Source organism: Proteus sp. G2626 (genome assembly GCF_009915985.1).
Lineage (GTDB): Bacteria > Pseudomonadota > Gammaproteobacteria > Enterobacterales > Enterobacteriaceae > Proteus > Proteus vulgaris.
This window is the reverse complement of record NZ_JAABNH010000026.1, coordinates 188,845-210,350: the sequence shown is the minus strand read 5'-3', so window position 1 is coordinate 210,350 and position 21,506 is coordinate 188,845. Positions and strand designations below refer to the sequence as shown.

The following is a 21,506-nucleotide window of genomic DNA, read 5'->3' as shown; positions in this document are numbered from 1 at the left end:
AGGAAATGTAATAAATAAGATACTCATCTACCGCACTTAAATTTAAGCGCGGTTTTAACATGAGTATGTTTATGTTTTATTTATCTAATTAGATAAATGGCGGATATAAAAAAAGACCACATTGTGGCCTTCAATTGAAAATAAACTTTAACAAATATTGTTACTTTGTATTCGTTAAGAAAATACAGATACAAAAAAAGCCCCACTTTAAGTAGGGGCTTTTTATATTCTGTCGTGAGGTCTTTAGATACAAATCTCTCACTGTGGAGGTATGGTATGTTTATTTTTCCTGAAAGTCAATAACTATTTTCTAAAAAAATAAATAAATAGAGAAAATTATTACTTAATAGTTACTTCTTGAAGAATTTTTTCTGATAAAGACTCTTCTTTAAAGCATTCTTCCACTAAATGTTCAAATAATGCCTTATAGTTACTGTATGCTACTGTTTTAGAAACACTCACCACCGTTTGTACTTGCGCTAATACTTCACTGAATTTTAAACGAGGATATCCGCGTCCTGCGCATTTGCTACAAGGCTTAAAAACTGACAAGCCCTGTTTTTCACTCTCTTTTTTATCCAAAACTTGGCCACGGCCATGACAACGGCAAGCTAAGCGAATTTCAGCTTTCCCTTTACACGTTGGGCAAACGACACGAGTTATCTCTCTGACTTCTCGATAAGAAATGTTATTTGTTGGTTTTACTTTAAGTGCATTTTTAAGATTTCGCTCAAACCTTTTAACTGGTTTTGATGTATAGCTTTTGGTAGTAAAAACGTCAACTTCAATAAATCCATTACTGCAATCAGGGCAAACTTTTTTGCTTGCTGCACTTCTTGAATAATCTTGAAAGGCATAATTGGCAATAATATGTAAAACCTTGGCTTTATTATTTTCAGTTAGTTTATCAATCGCTTTATATTGGTATGCCTGAGTTAACGCGTATTGATAAAGACTTTCTATCGCTTCATCTGGATGATTAATATTATGTTTAGCTAAAAACAACTCTATGCCCATACGCCCTTTTCGCGTAACTAAACTAATTGATGTCATCACATCCGTCACAGAAAGCGAATCTACCGCTTTAACGGTTCTTACATCACTTAATACAATGCTTTTTGGTGAAAAATATTTAGGTAAGTCTGCTAGTCTCATTTAATGCTCCTTTTGATTTCCTATCATTACTAATTTGGTCATCCATGTACCACGACAAGGCATGGCATTTATGCATCTAAATCACCCGCATTTTACGGCGTTATCTCAACGTGATTTTTTACTTACCACTCTTGTATTGGTTTATTTAGTTACTTTTTTTGTATTTTTTCTACTTTTATTAACTGGTAGTTAATGTTATATTTTAACCAAAGTGACGTCAAGTAGCAAAGGAAATTAACCAATGGTTAAAAATGACAATAAAATGGAGTTTACAAAAAGACTTCAAGAAGCGTGTTTAGATTCAGGGATCGCTGGTCGTGGATTAGGTAAAAGAATTACAGATGCACTCGCTGAACAAGGCATAAAAGTGAGCGCGCCAGCTGTATGGAAATGGCTAAATTGTGAATCAATTCCTGACTCAACCAACATTTTAGCCCTAAGTCAGTGGTTAGATATTCGACCAGAATGGTTAGAGTATGGACGAGGAGCGAAAAGAAATGATGGCATTTCAGTCAATGAAATGACACCGGTTAATGATTGGGACAATAATACCCCGATAGAACGAGATGAAGTTGAAATCCCCTTCTATACGACTATTGAATTAGCTGCCGGTTTCGGAAGTTGTACCACTGATAATCAAAAGGTGGAATTGTTGAGATTTTCTCGTTCTACATTTAATCGCTATGGTGTACAACCTAGCGATGCCGTTGCCTTTAAAGTGCATGGCGACAGTATGTCCCCAGTTATTCCTGATGGATCAATCGTCACTATCAGTACAGGACATACAAAAATTATTGATGGCGGTATTTATGCTATTCAACAAGGTGATCTTTTGAGAGTCAAAATTTTACATCGACTTCCCAATAACACCATTATCATCCGTAGCTATAACACTATTGATTACCCTGATGAGCGTTCAACATTAGAAGAAGTAAAAATCTTGGGGCGTGTATTTAACTGGTCAGTTATGGGATGGTAATCATTGTAATGCTTAAAAACACCACCATCTTTTTATTAATGTGGTGTTTTTTCAGTACATACATGCTTTATCATTAAGATTTAACCAAAGAAAAAACCCGCTATCTCTTTCAAGATAACGGGTTCTTATATGGTGCCGGCTACCGGAGTCGAACTGGTGACCTACTGATTACAAGTCAGTTGCTCTACCAACTGAGCTAAGCCGGCTAATTCTGGCGGAAGGATAGAGATTCGAACTCTAGGATGGTTTCCCATCGGCGGTTTTCAAGACCGCTGCCTTCAGCCACTCGGCCATCCTTCCATAGCGCGGAATTATGCCTATCTCTGGCCTCGCTGTCTAGTCCTGATTGTAAAAAAAATGACTTTTTTATCTGTTTGCTCAATCTTCAGTCTGATTTTGTTTAAAAAATGCTAACCCACTAATATAGTGGTTAATTTTTGATAATTTAAAATAATAAACAAGAAGGTATTGTGAGATAGATGGAACAACAGAGAAGGAAAAAAACTTAAAAAGATGATGGTAAATAAAACATAGGTAAGAAAAAACCCGCTACCTCTTACGAGATAACGGGTTCTTATATGGTGCCGGCTACCGGAGTCGAACTGGTGACCTACTGATTACAAGTCAGTTGCTCTACCAACTGAGCTAAGCCGGCTAATTCTGGCGGAAGGATAGAGATTCGAACTCTAGGATGGTTTCCCATCGGCGGTTTTCAAGACCGCTGCCTTCAGCCACTCGGCCATCCTTCCATAGCGCGGAATTATGCCTATCTCTGCCCCTGCTGTCTAGCTTCTATTGTAAAAAAATATGCTTTTTTTGTTTGTTTGCTCAAAGTTCATCCGAATATCCCTTTTAAAGCGATAACCTGTTAATATAATGGCTGAATAATGGTGATTGTTTATTCAACTTTTCTTTTTTAATTACATTGTTTCTTAAAGGCTCGCAAACTGAATGCGTACATTGAACCAACTCAAGCCAAATACACTAACTCGTTTATATGCCCTGTTTCTTCTTTTCATGGTCATATCTCTTTTTCTATACGCTTACAGTTATTTTGATACTTGGCTAGATAGTAAGAAAAATGCTATCAACAACACGACTCATAAATTTGCTTTACAGGTTGAAGATTACCGTTATCACTCTAATCAGCTTTTTCAGTTATCAAATAAAGTATCAGACACCTCTGCCTTTCCCCCCTTACCACTTAACCCAATAAAACTACGTTCTGATGTCTTTTGGCTTGAAGGTCGAGATCAAACAATTGATGCCATTATATTTGGTAAACCCAATGAACAAACTTTCCAACTAGCACAGCGGTTTGCAAATTCACTCGAAATTATCTGGGGTGTGCGTAATGATTACAGTTCACTTTATTATCTAAATGGTAAAGGAAATGATCTTATTTTAATTACCACTCACTCTGTACTAAAACCAGAAATTCGTTACAAAGAAAGCTACTTAACGTTAACTGCTGAAAACAAACGCTCTGAACTGTTGATGCAATCAACCGCATTAGATGAAAAAGAGAGTCTTTCTCCTATTAGAAAGATGTCTACAGAAAATATCTATTACTATACCTACCGTATTATGTTTAATGTACCAGGGCAACTTACTAGCGTGGTGGCCTTTGATTTACCTATTAATAATTTTTTACCTTCAGAGTTATCACCACACTACTTAAGATTACTACCGACAGGCCAGCAGTCTGTCTATGATAAAAACAATATTGAGATCTCAACTGATGGCTCTTCTTTAATTTTTTCTCAACCTATTGCGGGTATTCCCTACTCACTCTCTTATGAATATCCGTTGAAATTGATGATTAAAGAGATCGCTTATAAAAATATCTGGTTATTAATCAGCCTACTTGCTTTTATTTCAATTTCTGTGTTCGGACACATCTATATACGTAACAAGTATGTTTTCCCTTATATCTCAATGACTCGTAATCTGCGAATTAAAGAAGAGATGACTAACGATATCATTTCTAATCTTCCAATCGGATTATTAGTCTACAATTTCTCCTCCAACCATAAAATTATTAGCAACAGCCATGCTGAGAAACTATTGCCTCATATCGACTTGTCAAAGATCCGTCAAATGGCGATTGAGCATAATGGCTTAATCCAAACCGCGATCAATAATGAAATTTATGAGATTAGAACCAGCAATAATAGCAATATTGACAATACGTCATTATTCATATTTCTGAATAAAGACAATGAAGCACTCATCAATAAAAAATTACAACTAGCACAGCAAGAATATGAAAAAAACACCATCGCACGACGTAAAATCTTATCTAATATGTCATTAGAATTAATGCGTCCAATCAAAGATATAAATGAGATGGTTTATCAATTCAAAGAACTCTTGCCCGAAAGCACCCATCAGCAATTACTTAGCTTATTATTAGAAAAGACAAATTACATTTCCGAATGGATAGAAAATATTACGTTAATTAATAAGTTAGAAAACCAGGAATGGAAAATTCACAAGGATGAGTTTGAGCTTTCAACATTAGTTGAATCCATTTTGATAACGGCATCACCGTTTATGATAAGAAAAGGTTTAACCCTTTATTTCCATAATAATATAAGACCGGGTTTACTTTTAATTAATGATGGCCCTGCATTAAGTAAGATTATTTTATCATTGATTAATTATGCCATTAGTACGACTAACTATGGAAAAATAACTGTTAATCTAAATTTAGTTAAAAATAAAGATCAAGATAAAAAAGAAATAGTTATTGATATTATTGATAGTGGAAGTGGGCTAACCCCACAAGATATTGCTAATATAAAATACCCATTCCTAGGGCAAGCAATCGGAGATAAATATTATTCCAATTCTGGGATTATTTTTTATTTATGTCATTTGTTATGTAATAAAATTCAAGGTGAGTTAACAATTAAAAGCCAAGAAAGTATTGGTTCTCATTTCCGAATTGTACTTCCATACCAGCATATAGATACGGAAGAACGGACTTTTAACGTATTATTAGAAGGAATAAACGCAAAAATCGCCATAAAAAACCCTGAAATAGAAAAAATCATCTGTCAACAGCTTGATAAATATGGCGCGACATACTTTGATAAAAATAGAGAGAATCTTTATCCCGAATACGATATCATACTTAAAGATACTTTGGATGATAGCCCAGAGTCCCCAACAATATTATTAATGAGCGCTATTGTTGGATTTGAAAAAATATCAAAAAATTTAATAAAGTGTAACTATAACTTCGGTGATCCTTTAATAGAAGCTATTACTTATTTAATTGAAGAAAATGCGTCATTTTCTCTAGATACAAATGAAGAGAGTATTTTGGATGAAAATAATAACCTTGATAATTACGAAGTAATTCTTAATAATTATAGGAAGAAGTTGAATGGTAGTGATTATAAGGAACTATTTATCAGTACTGTTCCTATTGATGTTGAGAAACTACACTTAGAAGCAACAAATAAAGACTTTCATTCTCTAGCCCAGACAGCTCATCGTCTAAAAGGGGTTTTTGCCATGTTAGATTTAGAATATCTCAGAGAAAGCTGTGAATATTTAGAGCATGACATAAAAAATCATAATGAATTAGAGATCGAAGAACGTATCACTCAACTGGATAAATGGATTCAACAGTTGCTGCAGCAAGGTAACAATTAAACATGAATAACCTTAATATTATTATTGCCGATGATCACCCAATCGTTTTATTCGGTATTCGTAAATCTTTAGAACAAATTGAATGGGTTAATGTGGTTGGTGAGTTTGAAGATTCTACATCACTTATCAATAACTTACCTAAGCTAAATGCAGATGCATTAATTACTGACTTATCTATGCCAGGCGATAAGTATGGTGATGGTATTACACTAATTAAGTACATCAAAAGACATTACCCGAATTTGTCGATTATTGTACTTACTATGAATAATAACCCTGCTATTTTAAGTGCAGTTCTTGATCTTGAAATTGAAGGTATTGTGCTTAAGCAAGGCGCTCCGACAGACCTTCCTAAAGCATTGGCAGCACTGCAAAAAGGCAAGAAGTTTATGCCTGAAAGCGTCGCAAAGCTACTTGAAAAAGTAAATGCGAATGGCTATGGCGATAAACGTTTATCACCGAAAGAAAGTGAAGTACTGAGATTATTTGCTGAAGGCTTTCTCGTCACGGAGATTGCGAAAAAACTTAATCGTAGTATTAAAACGATCAGTAGCCAGAAAAAATCAGCTATGATGAAACTGGGTGTTGATAACGATATCGCACTACTTAATTACTTATCATCAGTCACTATTGATAAGGAAATTAACGGACCAGATTAACCTTTTCAAGCTACCGTTTACAGTACCGATAAAATCAGGAAGCTCAACCCACTGTGGAGCTTCTCTGCTTTTTTGTCTTTATTCCTCCGCTAACTAAGCACCAAACAGGTGTAGTATACACTATAACCCACCGTTTATTTGCTCCTGCTCTAGAACCTGTAAGATATCTTATTGGTGCTCCCTACATTCAATTTTATCCATGTCTTTAACTTTATTTACACATTTAAATGGCAGCTACGTGAATTATTCTTTAGGAATATGTCCTACCAGTACTTCTCTTAAAATAGAAAGTGATACTGGTTTAGACACACAATCATTCATTCCTGCGTCAATACAACGTTGCTTCTCTTCTGCTATTGCATTCGCCGTTACCCCAATCACTGGCATATCACTCCCCATTTCTCGTATATGTGTTGCAAGCTGGTAACCATTCATATTTGGCATATTGACATCGGTCAGAATAATGTCGACATGATTTTTTGCTAAATAGGTTAATGCATCACAGCCGTCTTCAGCAGTTGCTGTATTAAAACCTATTTTTTTCAGTTGATCGGTCAGCAATAAGCGATTTATGGGATGGTCATCTACAATCAAAATAGTCAATACTGGTAAGCCACAATCTGTATTGAGTTCAATCATATCAACACAGTTTAGGTCTATTTTATTTTGTGGTAATTGCAGTATTATCTTTGTTAATTCATTCAATTTATAAGTACTGCATACCCAGATATTTTCAGCTATTTTTTTAGATGGCTCGAAATAATGCTCATCAATCCTAATAAATTGGCAATTATGACTTCTCGAATCATCATAGTCTGTAATGATAAAATCGGTTGAAGATAGAATTGTTTCTTCTGTTAATAATTCACAGCTCAATCCAAAGTAATTGAGGTATCGGCTAATAAATCTTTCTAAATAAAGATTTTTTATATCAATAAAGCAACGAATTGTACTTTCTTTATAAATGTCTTTTTTGGAAGACAGCCCACTCTCATCTAATGCACCATAAAGTGGTATTCGAACGGTAAAGCGACTACCAATATTTTCTTGTGAAACAACACTAATATCGCCGTCCATTAAGTTAATCAGTTTTTCACAAATAGCCAAACCTAACCCTGTACCTTCGGATGCACTTTCTGTATTTTGTGAAACTTGGAAGAATGGTTCAAAAAGCTCATGTAATGCCTTTTTACCTATCCCTCGTCCTGTATCATGAATATCAAAATACAAGTAATATTCATCTTTATAAAGATGCAAGGTAATACACCCTGTCGTAGTAAATTTAATACTGTTATTCAATAGATTAGAAATAACTTGTTGTACACGAACAGGGTCACTATTAACAATTTTAGGAACATCAGGCTCGATAAAACAGTAAATGGATAAACCTTTTTTCGCGATCAGAGGTAAATAGTTAGAAATAACAAAAGAAAGTACTTGGCGGCAATTAAACGGTTTTATCTCAATTTTTAACTGTTTAGATTCAATTTTTGAGAAGTCGAGAATATCACTAATAATTTTTAGCAACAGTGATGAGGAGTTATCCATCGTTTTTAATAATCGACTTGTATCATCATTTTGCGCAAAAGATTGTAATAACTCTAAGTTACCAATAATACCATAAAGCGGTGTACGTAATTCATGACTCACTGTAGCTAAGAACATTGATTTTGCTTGGTTAGCCTGTTCTGCTGCTGTTGCCATATTTTGTAATGAACGCTCCATTTTAACGCGAGCACTAATATCCACTAAAACACAGATAGCCACATCTTCATTTTGATAACGTGAATTAACAAAACTAATTTGTAAATGATTACGGTTATTCGTCACTACATCAACCATATTGCTACTTTTCTCAGCAATAATAGATAAAATATTTTGCTTATCACTGTGACTTAGCAACCGAAAATAATTATGTGCTAATTCGTTACTTAAAATGATCATGCCATCCCGTATTCTCAGAATGCTAATTCCGACAGGTGCTGATGCCACTATTTTATGGTTAAACTGTTCATGTTCTTCTAATCGAGAAGCGTTGTTTTCTGCCGGTGAAAATATTTTTCTCTCAAAAATCCATACAAAAATAAAAATGAAAATGGCTGAAATAATATTTAATATCAGCGCATTAAAAATAGTAAATTTAAATTCATTTAGAATTTGTTTCAGTGGTAATGAATACACGACACTAAAAGAGGATGGTAACAGTTTTCGTTTTGCAACTAATTCGCTGAAATCTTCGTCAAAACCAAAATAAGGCGCACTCACATCAGCAACTTGCTTAACAAAACGATAATTATTTTCTGCAGGATAGCTTAATACCGCAGTATTTCTGCTATTCAGAAGATGGATAGAAATCACTCTATCTTTGGCTGGAGAGAAATATTCAAGACGAATTGCTCTTTCAATACCAATTAAACCAATAAATTTACCTGAAGCATAAACTGGTGACATAACATATAAAATGCCACTATCTCCTTTTGCGTCAGGCACTATCCAGTATTGGTTAACTTCTTTGCCTTGTGCTCGTTGATTAATGTAGTTACGCGTATTTTCGTAAACCATCTTTTTCAACATTTCAGTATCGACAGGTGATGCACGTAAAGGAAAATTAATCATACACATACTGTGAGAACCCACCATAAAAACTTGGTTTATCCCTTATAATGCCGGCGTATTATCTTTCCAGTAATATAAAATACTATTAAACGAGCGGAAATAGTTGTTCGTTTGCCCTTTAAATAATTCACAATCTGCAGTTTCATTAAGCTTATGAAGTGAAAACGGTCCTTCATAAAATAATGAATTCTTCATGCCTGGATTTAAATTGATTTGCTCTTGGTGACGTTCAGCGAGATATTGTAAATCACGGATAGTGCTTGAGGTTTGCCTAAAGAAACTAAGAAGATTTGTATAGTTATTACTATACTCCTGACGAATATCAGACTTAGTATCATTGAAAATATTGATAAGGTAAAACATGGTTAGCAATGCACCCATTGCCCACAACATAATACCTAATATGCGAAAAAGGTAGCGGGAAATTTTTAACGATGTCTTAAAGGACGAGAGATATCTCAAACAACCACCCTAATCAATATTCTTACCGCATAAGAAACTTATTCTATTCTAGCAGAAGTTGCTGTATGTCTGAATGATATGATCTTTATCATCAGGATTATTCTTTCTCATAATAAACTGATCTTACCACATAAAAAAAGCAGGCAATTATGCCTGCTTTCTTTTATTTATACATCACAATAATGATAAATATTATTCTTCGTCTGCATCATCTGCTAAATCTGAATCAGCTTCTTCTGATGACACATCGGCAATAACCTCATTAACTTCATCATCATCTAATGCATCATCTTCATCTTCAACACGTTGCAAGCCAACAACTAACTCACCTTCTGTTGTACGAATTAAGGTAACACCTTGTGTATTACGTCCAACAATGCTGACCTCTGAAACACGAGTACGAACTAAAGTACCTGCATTGGTGATCATCATAATTTGGTCAGTCTCTTCAACTTGAATTGCACCGACTACTTTGCCATTACGTTCACTCACTTTAATGGAGATAACGCCTTGTGTAGCACGATTCTTCGTTGGATACTCGCTTTGAGCAGTTCGTTTACCATAACCATTTTCAGTTACAGTTAAAATATCACCTTCACCTCGAGGGATAATCAGTGAAACGACTTTATCGTCACCACTCAGTTTCATACCACGAACACCTGTCGCAGTACGACCCATTGGACGAACACAATCTTCTGCAAAGCGAACAACTTTACCATCAGCAGAGAACAGCATAACTTCGTTAGTGCTGTCAGTTAAGTCAACACCGATTAACTCATCGCCTTCATTTAAATTGACGGCAATAATACCCGCACTACGAGGGCGACTGAAATCTTGCAGAGGTGTTTTCTTCACTGTACCACTTGCCGTTGCCATGAAGACAAACTTACCTTCTTCATACTCTCTCACTGGCAAAATAGCCGTAATACGTTCATTTTGCTCAAGAGGTAATAAGTTGATAATCGGACGGCCACGAGCACCACGACTTGCTTCTGGTAACTGGTAAACTTTCATCCAATAGAGGCGACCACGGCTTGAAAAGCACAAAATCGTGTCATGAGTGTTAGCTACCAGCAGACGATCAATAAAGTCTTCTTCTTTAATTCTTGCAGCTGACTTACCTTTACCGCCACGACGTTGTGCTTCGTAATCGGTAAGAGGCTGATATTTAACGTAGCCTTGGTGAGAAAGCGTGACAACCACATTTTCTTCATTGATCAGGTCTTCGATATTAATATCTGCTGTATTTTCGGTGATCTCAGTACGACGTGGATCGTTATATTGATCTTTAATCGCATTTAGCTCTTCACGAATGACTTCCATCAAACGCTCAGGGCTTCTTAAGATATGTAATAATTCAGCAATTTGGAGCAATAAGTCACGGTATTCATCCAACAGCTTTTCATGTTCAAGGCCTGTTAATTTCTGCAAACGCAGATCCAAAATAGCCTGAGCTTGTTGCTCTGTAAGATAGTATTTACCGTCATGCACACCATATTGTGGTTCTAACCATTCAGGACGAGCAACATTGCTGTCACCAGCGCGCTCTAACATAGTAGAAACGCTACCTAAATCCCAAGGTTGTGCAATTAACGCGGCTTTTGCTTCTGCTGGTGTTGGTGCTTGGCGGATCAGTTCAATAACTGGGTCAATATTTGCCAATGCAACAGCTAGCGCTTCTAAGATATGAGCACGGTCACGCGCTTTGCGTAATTCGTAAATAGTACGACGAGTCACGACTTCGCGACGGTGACGAATAAAAGCAGTAATAATTTCTTTTAGATTTAATAATTTTGGCTGCCCTTGGTGAAGCGCAACCATATTAATACCAAAAGAAACTTGCATTTGTGTTTGTGAGAATAGGTGATTTAATACCACTTCACCCACAGCATCACGTTTGATTTCAACAACAATACGCATACCGTCTTTATCAGACTCATCGCGTAATCCACTGATACCTTCAATACGTTTATCTTTTACAAGTTCTGCAATTTTTTCAATTAAACGCGCTTTATTCACCTGATAAGGAATTTCCGTTACGATAATTGTTTCGCGACCGGTTTTCTCATCAGTTTCGATATCAGCCTGAGCACGGATATAGATTTTTCCGCGACCAGTACGGTAAGCATCTAAAATTCCTCTACGACCATTAATAATAGCCGCTGTTGGGAAATCAGGCCCCGTAATATGTTCCATCAACTCTTCAATTGTGATGTCTTCGTTATCAACATAAGCAAGGCAACCGTCGATAACTTCGCCTAGATTATGTGGCGGAATATTTGTTGCCATTCCGACCGCAATCCCTGATGAACCATTGACTAGCAAGTTTGGAACACGGGTTGGCATAACTGCCGGAATATGTTCTGTTCCGTCATAGTTAGGAACAAAATCAACCGTTTCTTTTTCCAAATCCGCCAGCAGTTCATGGGCGATTTTCGCCATACGAACTTCGGTATAACGCATTGCAGCCGCCGAGTCACCATCAACTGACCCGAAATTACCCTGCCCGTCAACCAACATGTAACGCATAGAAAAAGGCTGTGCTAAACGAACAATCGTTTCATAAACAGCACTGTCACCGTGCGGGTGATATTTACCGATAACATCCCCAACAACACGGGCTGATTTTTTATAAGGTTTATTCCAATCGTTTCCTAGTACATTCATCGCGAAAAGAACTCGGCGGTGTACTGGCTTCAGTCCGTCTCGAACATCGGGTAATGCGCGTCCTACAATAACAGACATCGCATAATCCAAATATGAGCTTTTCAGCTCTTCTTCGATATTAACTGGTGTGATTTCTCTGGCAATGTCGCTCATGGAGCCACTGTCCCTCATACTACGGATTCAAAGGTTTAGAACTATACCACAAATCGTCAATTTTGGGAAAACGGAAACGACTAAATTAATGTTCCTTTCGCTATTCTCTTCGATTTCGCCGTCTAACGTTGGTAGAATCATGACAATATGAAAATAGGAGTAATACTTTCTGATGAATGATAAAACAACCTCTTTACATGCTAACGTTGATCAGCATGAAATCGACAAGTTTGAAAGCGTCGCATCACGCTGGTGGGATCTTGAGGGCGAATTTAAACCATTGCACCGTATAAACCCACTAAGACTTAACTATATCCAAGAACGCGCTGACGGCTTATTTGGAAAAAAAGTCCTCGATGTTGGCTGTGGTGGCGGTATTTTATCTGAAAGTATGGCGTGTGTCGGCGCTGAAGTTACTGGGCTTGATATGGGCACAGAGCCATTACAAGTTGCACGCTTACACTCACTAGAGTCAGGTATTCCTGTAACTTATATTCAAGATACCGTTGAAAACCATGCAAATGAAAACCCACAAACCTACGATGTTGTCACCTGTATGGAGATGTTAGAACACGTTCCTGATCCATCTTCTGTTGTCAGAGCCTGTGCAAAACTGGTGAAACCTGGTGGACATGTTTTCTTCTCAACCATCAACCGCAATAAAAAAGCGTGGTTTATGCTGGTGGTAGGTGCGGAGTATATTCTAAATATGGTACCGAAAGGCACACATGATGCGAATAAGTTTATTCGCCCATCAGAACTACTCAGTTGGGTTGATGAAACCGATTTGCGTAGCAAAAATATGATTGGCCTACATTATAATCCAATCACTGACAAATTCCGATTAGCGCCAAATGTCGATGTGAATTATATGGTGCACACACAATCGACCCATAACTCGAATTCGTGAAACTGGAAGTTTGATTTGGTTTAATAAAACATCAAACGATCACATTTTTTAAAATTGACTTTACGTCATTATCACTTGAATTTGAGTTTCTTACTGCCTGTATTTATGCAGGGTACGGGCAGTTATTAAAAAATTTATCCCCTATTTATCCACAGAAACAATCAGATTTGTACACTTGATCAATCTCGCAATTACCTTTATCTTGTTATCACCATTTGAACTAACCCCTATATATTGTGTTTCCTTAAATTTCACACCACAAGACTCCTTGACACATATTGTCACCGGGAGCGTTTTTTTTGCGGTATAAAATTTTAGGTAGCACTAATGCAAGAAAGGTGCATCGCTCATGAATCACAGCCTGCTCGTCACAAAACGTGATGGTCATAAAGAACGCATTGACTTAGACAAAATTCACCGTGTAATCGCCTGGGCCGCTGAAGGCCTAGAAAATGTCTCTGTATCACAAGTTGAATTACGTTCTCAGATTCAGTTTTATGATGGTATCAAAACTGCTGATATACATGAAACACTGGTAAAAGCTGCTGCAGACTTAATTTCAGGTGAAACCCCTGATTATCAATATCTTGCTGCCCGTCTTGCCGTATTTAACTTACGTAAAAAAGCTTATGGTCAATTTGAGCCACCAACACTCTATGAACACGTTAAAAAATTAGTCAATTTAGGTAAATACGACCGTCATCTTCTTGAAGATTACACCCAAGAAGAATTTGAACAGATGAATAATTTTATTGTTCATCAACGTGATATGAACTTCTCTTATGCCGCTGTTAAACAGCTAGAAGGTAAATATTTCGTTCAAAACCGTATTACTGGCGAAATTTACGAAAGTGCACAATTTTTATATGTTTTAGTCGCTGCTTGCTTGTTCTCCCGTTATCCACAAGCAACACGTATGGACTATATCGAACGCTTTTATAATGCGATTTCTACTTTTAAAATCTCATTACCAACGCCAATTATGGCTGGCGTCAGAACACCAACTCGTCAATTTAGTTCTTGTGTATTAATTGAGTGTGACGATAGCCTTGATTCTATCAATGCAACATCAAGTGCTATTGTAAAATACGTTTCTCAACGTGCGGGAATTGGGATAAATGCGGGTCGTATCCGTGCGTTAGGCAGTGCTATTCGTAATGGTGAAGCATTCCATACAGGTTGTATCCCTTTCTACAAACACTTCCAAACTGCGGTGAAATCTTGCTCGCAAGGGGGGGTTCGTGGTGGTGCTGCAACACTGTTCTATCCATTATGGCATTTAGAAGTTGAAAGCTTACTGGTATTGAAAAATAACCGTGGTGTTGATGATAACCGTGTTCGTCATTTAGATTACGGCGTACAATTAAACAAATTAATGTATGAACGTTTAATCAAAGGTCAGGATATTACTTTATTCAGTCCTTCTGATGTTCCGGGATTATACGATGCATTCTTTGCTGATCAAGATGAGTTTGAACGTCTATATGTACAATATGAGAAAGATAAAAACATCCGCCAAAAACAAGTTAAAGCGGTTGAGTTATTCTCATTAATGATGCAAGAACGCGCATCAACAGGTCGTATTTATATTCAAAATGTTGACCACTGTAATACACACAGCCCGTTTGATCCGGCCATTGCACCTATCCGCCAATCAAACTTGTGTTTAGAAATTGCACTACCGACTAAACCATTAAATGACATTAAAGATCCTAATGGTGAAATTGCACTTTGTACCTTATCAGCCTTTAACTTAGGTGCAATTGAAGATCTCGATGATTTAGAAGAACTTGCTCGTTTAGCAGTTCGTTCACTTGATGCGCTATTAGATTATCAAGATTATCCAATCTTAGCCGCTAAACAAGGTGCAATGGGGCGTCGTACCTTAGGTATTGGGGTCATTAACTTTGCTTATTACTTAGCAAAACACGGTGTCCGCTACTCTGACGGTAGTGCAAATAACTTAACTCATCGAGCATTTGAAGCAATTCAATACTATTTATTAAAAGCATCTAATGAATTAGCGAAAGAACAAGGCGCATGCCCATGGTTTAATGAAACCACTTACGCTGAAGGTATTTTACCTATTGATACCTATAAAAAATCATTAGATGTACTAACAAAAGAACCACTACATTACGACTGGGAAGGTTTACGTAAAGACATTAAAGAGCACGGTTTACGTAACTCAACATTGTCTGCACTCATGCCATCAGAAACCTCCTCGCAGATTTCAAATGCAACAAATGGTATCGAGCCACCACGTGGTTATATCAGCATTAAAGCCTCTAAAGACGGTATTTTACGTCAAGTGGTTCCTGAGTATGAGCGTTTGAAAGGCGCTTATGAATTACTGTGGCAAATGCCAAGTATTGAAGGTTATTTGCAGTTAGTGGGTATTATGCAAAAATTCGTTGACCAAGCGATTTCAGCGAACACTAACTACGATCCTACTCGTTTCCCTAGCGGTAAAGTTCCAATGAACCAACTGCTGAAAGATTTGCTGCTCGCTTACAAATATGGTGTGAAAACACTTTATTATCACAACACCCGTGATGGTGCAGACGATGTACAGGGTGATCTGGAAGAAGTCGTTGAGACGGAAGATTCAGATTGTGAAGGCGGCGCGTGTAAAATTTAATTGAGGAAGCTATGTCCTATACTACTTTTTCACAAGTTAAAAATGATCAACTTCAGGAGCCCATGTTTTTTGGGCAACCTGTTAACGTAGCGCGTTATGATCAGCAAAAATACCCAATTTTTGAAAAGCTAATAGAAAAACAACTCTCTTTCTTCTGGCGTCCAGAAGAAGTAGACGTTTCTCGTGATCGCATTGACTACAATGCATTACCTGACCACGAAAAACATATTTTTATTAGTAATTTAAAATATCAAACCTTATTGGATTCGATCCAAGGCAGAAGCCCTAACGTGGCATTTTTACCTTTAATTTCGATCCCAGAGTTAGAAACATGGGTTGAGACATGGTCATTCTCTGAAACCATTCACTCGCGTTCTTATACTCATATTATCCGTAATATTGTTAACGATCCTTCGGTTGTTTTTGATGATATTGTTGAAAATGAAGAGATTTTAAAACGTGCTCGTGATATTTCCTCTTATTATGATGAGTTAATCAATTTAACTAACCTTTACCATATGTTTGGTGAAGGTACGCATCAAATAAAAGGTAAAACCGTTGAAGTGACTTTACGTAAGCTCAAAAAACAGCTTTACCTATGCTTAATGAGTGTTAATGCTTTAGAAGCGATTCGTTTCTATGTTAGCTTTGCGTGTTCATTTGCCTTTGCTGAACGGGAGTTAATGGAAGGTAACGCTAAAATCATTAAATTGATTGCTCGTGACGAAGCGTTACACTTAACAGGCACACAGCACATGCTGAATTTACTGCGTTCAGGTCAAGACGACCCTGAAATGGCGGAAATAGCCGCAGAATGCGAACAAGAATGTTATGACCTATTTGTTGAAGCTGCAGAGCAAGAAAAAGAATGGGCTGAATACCTGTTCTCAGAAGGCTCCATGATTGGTTTAAATAAAGATATTCTCTGCCAATATGTTGAATATATCACTAATATTCGTATGCAAGCGGTAGGTCTTAAATTACCTTTTAAAGCACGCTCTAACCCTATTCCATGGATCAATGCGTGGTTAGTGTCTGATAACGTTCAAGTAGCACCTCAAGAAGTTGAAGTCAGTTCTTACCTCGTGGGTCAAATTGACTCACAAGTTGATACTGATGACTTGAGTAACTTTGAACTGTAATACTGAGAAATAACACTGATACGTTATGGCATCTCATAAAGTGACCCTGCATCAGCAGGGTCTTTCAACACCGCTAGAATTCCATGCTGACACCCATCCTTCACTGCTTGATGCTTTAGAGCATGGGAAAGTCCAAATTGAATACCAATGCCGTGAAGGCTATTGTGGCTCTTGTCGTCTACGTTTAGTGAAAGGCAAGGTTTGCTACCGCAATGAACCTTTAGCATTTATCCAACCCGATGAAATCTTACCTTGTAGCTGTCATCCTATTTGTGACATTGAAATAGAAATTTGCTCTGAATAATTTGAATTATCTTAATTTGGGCTTTTCCCTAACATTCTTGTTTATTTTTGACTAAAGTTAGGTCAAGACAATAAAAAAGGAAAAGCATTATGAAATTAAAATCCATTTTCTCCGTCATTGCTATTTCTACATCAATTCTGCTCGTTGCAGGCTGTTCAAGCCCACAAAAAATAGAAACAGTAAATGGGGAAACCATTTTAACGACAGATAAACCTCAAGAAGATGAAGCAACTGGATTAATTACCTATAAAGATTCAGAAACAGGACAGATTAAACAAATTAATCGTGATCAAATAAGACGAATGGTAGAACTCGACGATTAACGCTCTTATTCCTCTTTCTATTAAGCGCCAATTCATATTTATGATTGGCGTTTTTTATTTATAAAATTCTTTTTGTAAACTAATCGTTACATTATACGTAATTAAAATTTGACAGATATTTATCATTCTTATACTCTGGATTTTATATAAATAAAATAGGCTCGCGAGCAGAGGATTTAGTGAAAAATCGCACTATAGGTAGTGTTTTTATTGTTGCAGGAACAACAATTGGGGCAGGTATGTTGGCTATGCCACTGGCTGCGGTGGGTATTGGTTTTAGCACTATTATGCTATTACTTGTGGGATTGTGGTTATTAATGAGTTATACCGCACTCTTGCTAGTGGAAGTTTATCAATACAACGATCCTCATACAGGTCTTGGTTCAATTGCTAAACGTTATCTTGGTGTCGGTGGTCAAGTGGTCACTGGACTTGCTCTCCTCTTATTAATGTACGCATTAACAACTGCTTACATTAGTGGTGCAGGTGAGTTGCTTTCATCAACACTATCCTCTTGGATAGGTCATGAACTCTCTGTCACGCAAGGTATTATTATCTTTACAGTGATTGGCGGTGCTGTCGTTGGTATTGGTACTACATCAGTTGATATCATTAACCGTCTGCTATTTACAGCAAAAGTCTTTTTCTTAATTTTTATGCTGATAGTGATGTTACCTCATGTTGAAAGTGTCAATTTAACATCAATGCCCGTTGCTCAAGGACTTATTCTTTCCGCTATTCCTGTTATTTTTACTTCTTTTGGTTTTCACGGCAGTGTGCCAAGTATCGTAAGTTATATGAATGGCGATATTAAGAAATTGCGGATTATCTTTATTGCAGGTAGTGCTATCCCTCTTATTGCCTATGTTTTATGGCAAATTGCCACATTAGGCGCAATTCCAACAAATACCTTTATGGGGATTATGGCGCAACAATCTGGACTTAATGGCTTACTTACGGCTATCCGAGATGTCGTTGCTACACCTCGTGTCAATATTGCAGTAAACCTATTTGCCGCATTAGCATTGGCAACTTCGTTCCTCGGTGTTGCATTAGGCTTATTTGATTATCTTGCAGATCTATTTAAACGCAGTAATCGCGCAACAGGCCGTATGCAATCAAGCTTGTTAACATTTATTCCACCTTTACTTTGTGCTCTTTATTTCCCTAACTTTGTACAAGCATTAGCTTATGCCGCCATTGCACTGTCTATTTTAGCGCTACTGCTACCTACTTTATTAGTTTGGAAAGTAAGACAAGCGCAACACGACACTGATAAATACCAAGTCAAAGGTGGGAAAGGTGCATTAGCAGTTGTATTTACTTGTGGTTTAGTTGTGATTGGTATTCAAATCGCCATCACTTTTGGTTTATTACCTCAAGTCGGTTAATCCCCCTTTTATATTTATACAAACAATAAAAAAAGCAGGTATTGGTTTTTCAATACCTGCTTTTTATTTAATGTAATAGTACGTTTTTCACTTAGAAACTTAAACCTGCACCAACATAGAAACCATCAGCTAATTTATTATTACTTCTATTATGTGAGTTTTCGATTTCAATCACACGATAACCTGCATTAACATGCAATGGCTTAAATACCGTTAATTGCGCTCCCACATCAGCTTCATAATAAGATTTACTACCAGAAGTTAATCCTTCAGGAGAGCCATAAGCTTCACCATAAACACTTAAAGAAGGTAGGATATCCCAGTTAAGTCCGACACCTCCAGCTAAAGCGGCACCATCATCACCATCTTTGGGTGATAAATAGAGTGCTTTACCACCAACACTAGCGGAAAAAGGCCCTAAAGGCAGAGCAAATTTTGTGCCTAAGCTACCTACTTGACCATCATGATCACTACGAGCCCAGTTGCCATTAAAAGAAAGACCCGCATTAGGATTCCCTAATCCTGCACGAACATCAGTATAATGTTTCCCTGCTTGAATATTCATTGATACTGCATTGGCATTTCCAGCCACAAACAGTGCACTTATTGCACCGACCAATAAATATTTTTTCATCATTATTACTCCAGCAAATAGTTGTCCTAACTTATAATTATACAACAAACTAATTAAACAACTTGAGTCAAAATTGAAATCTAATCTGTAGAATTTTCAATCTATGTAAATAAGTTACGTCTATCAATATTATTGGTCTAATTGGTTTTATTAATGAGTCCAATATTGCTAAAGTGGAATTACGGTCAATATTAACCATAATAAATATAAGGCTGTTCGCTTCGTTTTATTCACGCATGCTATTTTTAGAACGTTTACTATTTCATAAACTGGAGATATGTGATGGAAAAGAAAAAGCTAACAACAGCGTCTGGCGCACCTGTTGTAGACAATAATAACTCAATGACAGCAGGTCCTCGCGGGCCAATGTTGCTTCAAGATGTCTGGTTTTTAGAAAAACTGGCCCACTTTGATCGTGAAGTTATTCCTGAAAGACGTATGCACGCAAAAGGCTCGGGTGCTTTTGGTACATTTAAAGTCACTCACGATATTACAAAATATACTCGCGCTAAAATTTTCTCTAAAGTGGGTAAAAAAACAGAGATGTTTGCTCGCTTTTCAACCGTTGCTGGTGAAAGAGGTGCCGCAGACGCTGAACGTGATATTCGTGGCTTTGCGTTAAAATTTTATACTGAAGAAGGCAACTGGGATATGGTGGGTAATAACACCCCTGTTTTCTATCTTCGTGATGCGCTTAAATTCCCTGACTTAAACCACGTTGTAAAACGTGATCCAAAAACTAACTTACGCAATATGGCATACAAATGGGATTTCTTCTCTCATTTGCCAGAATCATTACATCAATTAACTATTGATATGAGTGACCGTGGGTTACCACAAAGCTACCGTTTTATTCACGGTTTTGGTAGCCATACCTATAGTTTTATTAACAAAGATAACGAACGTTTTTGGGTTAAATTTCACTTCCGTTGCCAACAAGGCATTAAAAATCTAATGGATGATGAAGCGCAAGCGCTGGTAGGTCAAGATCGAGAAAGTTCACAACGTGATTTATTTGATGCAATTGAGCGCGGTGATTTCCCTCGTTGGAATTTACAAATTCAAGTGATGCCAGAAAAAGAAGCATCAACTGTACCTTATAATCCTTTTGATTTAACCAAAGTTTGGCCTCATGCGGATTATCCATTAATTGATGTGGGTTACTTTGAATTAAACCGTAATCCTGAGAACTATTTTTCTGATGTAGAACAAGCTGCATTTAGCCCTGCTAACATTGTTCCTGGCATTGGCTTCTCTCCAGATAAGATGCTACAAGGTCGCCTATTCTCTTACGGTGATGCTCATCGCTATCGTTTAGGTGTGAACCATCATCAGATCCCAGTTAATGCACCCAAATGCCCGTTCCATAATTACCATCGCGATGGTGCAATGCGTGTTGATGGCAATAGTGGCAGTGGCATTACATATGAGCCAAATAATGGCGGTATGTTCCAAGAGCAGCCTAATTTCAAAGAACCCCCATTATCTATCGAAGGTGCAGCAGATCATTGGAACCATCGTGAAGATGAGGATTATTTCAGCCAACCTCGTGCGCTATATGAATTACTGAGTGATGAAGAGCATCAACGTATGTTTGCTCGCATTGCTGGTGAGTTAATTCAAGCAAGTAAAGATACACAAAAACGTCAGATTGCCTTATTTAAGAAAGTCCATCCTGAATATGGCGCAGGCGTTGAAAAAGCAATGAAAGCGTTAGCAAAAAAAGACGCTAAGTAACCGTATAATAAGAAGCCTTGTGAGCAACTCGGCAAAAATAAACCTTCCCATCATTAATACATTAGTC

General features: G+C 37.1%; 13 protein-coding genes, 4 tRNA genes and 1 pseudogene. 10 read left to right on the top strand and 8 right to left on the bottom strand.

Annotated features, from left to right (window positions below; translation table 11 throughout):
• Positions 1-339 precede the first annotated feature (339 nt).
• Entirely contained in the window at positions 340-1,155 is an 816-nt protein-coding gene (locus GWJ05_RS12010; RefSeq protein ID WP_036935626.1) for an antitermination protein Q, read from the bottom strand.
• 241 nt (positions 1,156-1,396) lie between these two features.
• On the opposite strand from GWJ05_RS12010, the gene GWJ05_RS12005 reads away from it, so the two are divergent.
• Positions 1,397-2,134: a S24 family peptidase gene (locus tag GWJ05_RS12005; RefSeq protein ID WP_036935624.1), complete on the top strand. Its 738-nt coding sequence runs from the start codon at positions 1,397-1,399 to the stop codon at positions 2,132-2,134.
• 130 nt (positions 2,135-2,264) lie between these two features.
• On the opposite strand, the gene GWJ05_RS12000 is transcribed toward GWJ05_RS12005, so the two are convergent.
• From GWJ05_RS12000 to GWJ05_RS11985, 4 genes are all read right to left on the bottom strand, one after another.
• Positions 2,265-2,340 (bottom strand) — tRNA-Thr (locus GWJ05_RS12000).
• Between the two features lie 6 nt (positions 2,341-2,346).
• Positions 2,347-2,434: transfer RNA gene (locus GWJ05_RS11995), tRNA-Ser, on the bottom strand.
• A gap of 279 nt (positions 2,435-2,713) precedes the next feature.
• A tRNA-Thr gene (locus GWJ05_RS11990) sits at positions 2,714-2,789 on the bottom strand.
• A 6-nt stretch (positions 2,790-2,795) separates the two neighbouring features.
• Positions 2,796-2,883 (bottom strand) — tRNA-Ser (locus GWJ05_RS11985).
• A 202-nt stretch (positions 2,884-3,085) separates the two neighbouring features.
• Here GWJ05_RS11985 and rcsD point away from each other — a divergent pair.
• Both rcsD and rcsB read left to right on the top strand, forming a co-directional pair.
• The gene (rcsD, locus tag GWJ05_RS11980; RefSeq protein WP_087802123.1) at positions 3,086-5,800 is read left to right on the top strand and encodes a phosphotransferase RcsD; all 2,715 of its coding nucleotides are present in this window, start codon (positions 3,086-3,088) and stop codon (positions 5,798-5,800) included.
• Between the two features lie 2 nt (positions 5,801-5,802).
• Positions 5,803-6,459 (top strand): response regulator transcription factor RcsB, encoded by a 657-nt coding sequence (rcsB, locus tag GWJ05_RS11975; protein WP_036935620.1) that lies wholly within the window; start codon positions 5,803-5,805, stop codon positions 6,457-6,459.
• A gap of 243 nt (positions 6,460-6,702) precedes the next feature.
• On the opposite strand, the pseudogene rcsC reads toward rcsB, so the two are convergent.
• Together rcsC and gyrA are read right to left on the bottom strand one after the other, a co-directional pair.
• Positions 6,703-9,468, bottom strand: a pseudogene (rcsC, locus tag GWJ05_RS11970) (two-component system sensor histidine kinase RcsC).
• 261 nt (positions 9,469-9,729) lie between these two features.
• Complete coding sequence (gene gyrA, locus GWJ05_RS11965) at positions 9,730-12,357, bottom strand: DNA topoisomerase (ATP-hydrolyzing) subunit A (protein ID WP_087802121.1); 2,628 nt, start codon at positions 12,355-12,357, stop codon at positions 9,730-9,732.
• Positions 12,358-12,529: 172 nt separating this feature from the next.
• On the opposite strand from gyrA, the gene ubiG reads away from it, so the two are divergent.
• From ubiG to tyrP, 6 genes are all read left to right on the top strand, one after another.
• On the top strand, positions 12,530-13,267 hold the full coding sequence (gene ubiG / locus GWJ05_RS11960; RefSeq protein WP_036935614.1) for a bifunctional 2-polyprenyl-6-hydroxyphenol methylase/3-demethylubiquinol 3-O-methyltransferase UbiG: 738 nt from the start codon (positions 12,530-12,532) through the stop codon (positions 13,265-13,267).
• A gap of 349 nt (positions 13,268-13,616) precedes the next feature.
• Positions 13,617-15,908: a class 1a ribonucleoside-diphosphate reductase subunit alpha gene (gene nrdA, locus GWJ05_RS11955; RefSeq protein ID WP_036935612.1), complete on the top strand. Its 2,292-nt coding sequence runs from the start codon at positions 13,617-13,619 to the stop codon at positions 15,906-15,908.
• A gap of 11 nt (positions 15,909-15,919) precedes the next feature.
• Positions 15,920-17,050 carry a class Ia ribonucleoside-diphosphate reductase subunit beta gene (gene nrdB / locus GWJ05_RS11950; protein WP_036935610.1) on the top strand — a complete coding sequence of 377 codons (1,131 nt, stop codon included), beginning with the start codon at positions 15,920-15,922 and terminating at the stop codon, positions 17,048-17,050.
• Between the two features lie 25 nt (positions 17,051-17,075).
• The gene (yfaE, locus tag GWJ05_RS11945; protein WP_036935608.1) at positions 17,076-17,354 is read left to right on the top strand and encodes a class I ribonucleotide reductase maintenance protein YfaE; all 279 of its coding nucleotides are present in this window, start codon (positions 17,076-17,078) and stop codon (positions 17,352-17,354) included.
• Positions 17,355-17,443: 89 nt separating this feature from the next.
• Complete coding sequence (locus tag GWJ05_RS11940; RefSeq protein WP_036935606.1) at positions 17,444-17,677, top strand: YgdI/YgdR family lipoprotein; 234 nt, start codon at positions 17,444-17,446, stop codon at positions 17,675-17,677.
• A 239-nt stretch (positions 17,678-17,916) separates the two neighbouring features.
• Positions 17,917-19,068 carry a tyrosine transporter TyrP gene (tyrP, locus tag GWJ05_RS11935; RefSeq protein WP_231135591.1) on the top strand — a complete coding sequence of 384 codons (1,152 nt, stop codon included), beginning with the start codon at positions 17,917-17,919 and terminating at the stop codon, positions 19,066-19,068.
• A 91-nt stretch (positions 19,069-19,159) separates the two neighbouring features.
• On the opposite strand, the gene GWJ05_RS11930 is transcribed toward tyrP, so the two are convergent.
• The gene (locus GWJ05_RS11930) at positions 19,160-19,702 is read right to left on the bottom strand and encodes a YfaZ family outer membrane protein (RefSeq protein WP_036938937.1); all 543 of its coding nucleotides are present in this window, start codon (positions 19,700-19,702) and stop codon (positions 19,160-19,162) included.
• A gap of 282 nt (positions 19,703-19,984) precedes the next feature.
• On the opposite strand from GWJ05_RS11930, the gene GWJ05_RS11925 reads away from it, so the two are divergent.
• Positions 19,985-21,439 carry a catalase gene (locus tag GWJ05_RS11925; RefSeq protein WP_036935602.1) on the top strand — a complete coding sequence of 485 codons (1,455 nt, stop codon included), beginning with the start codon at positions 19,985-19,987 and terminating at the stop codon, positions 21,437-21,439.
• Positions 21,440-21,506 lie beyond the last annotated feature (67 nt).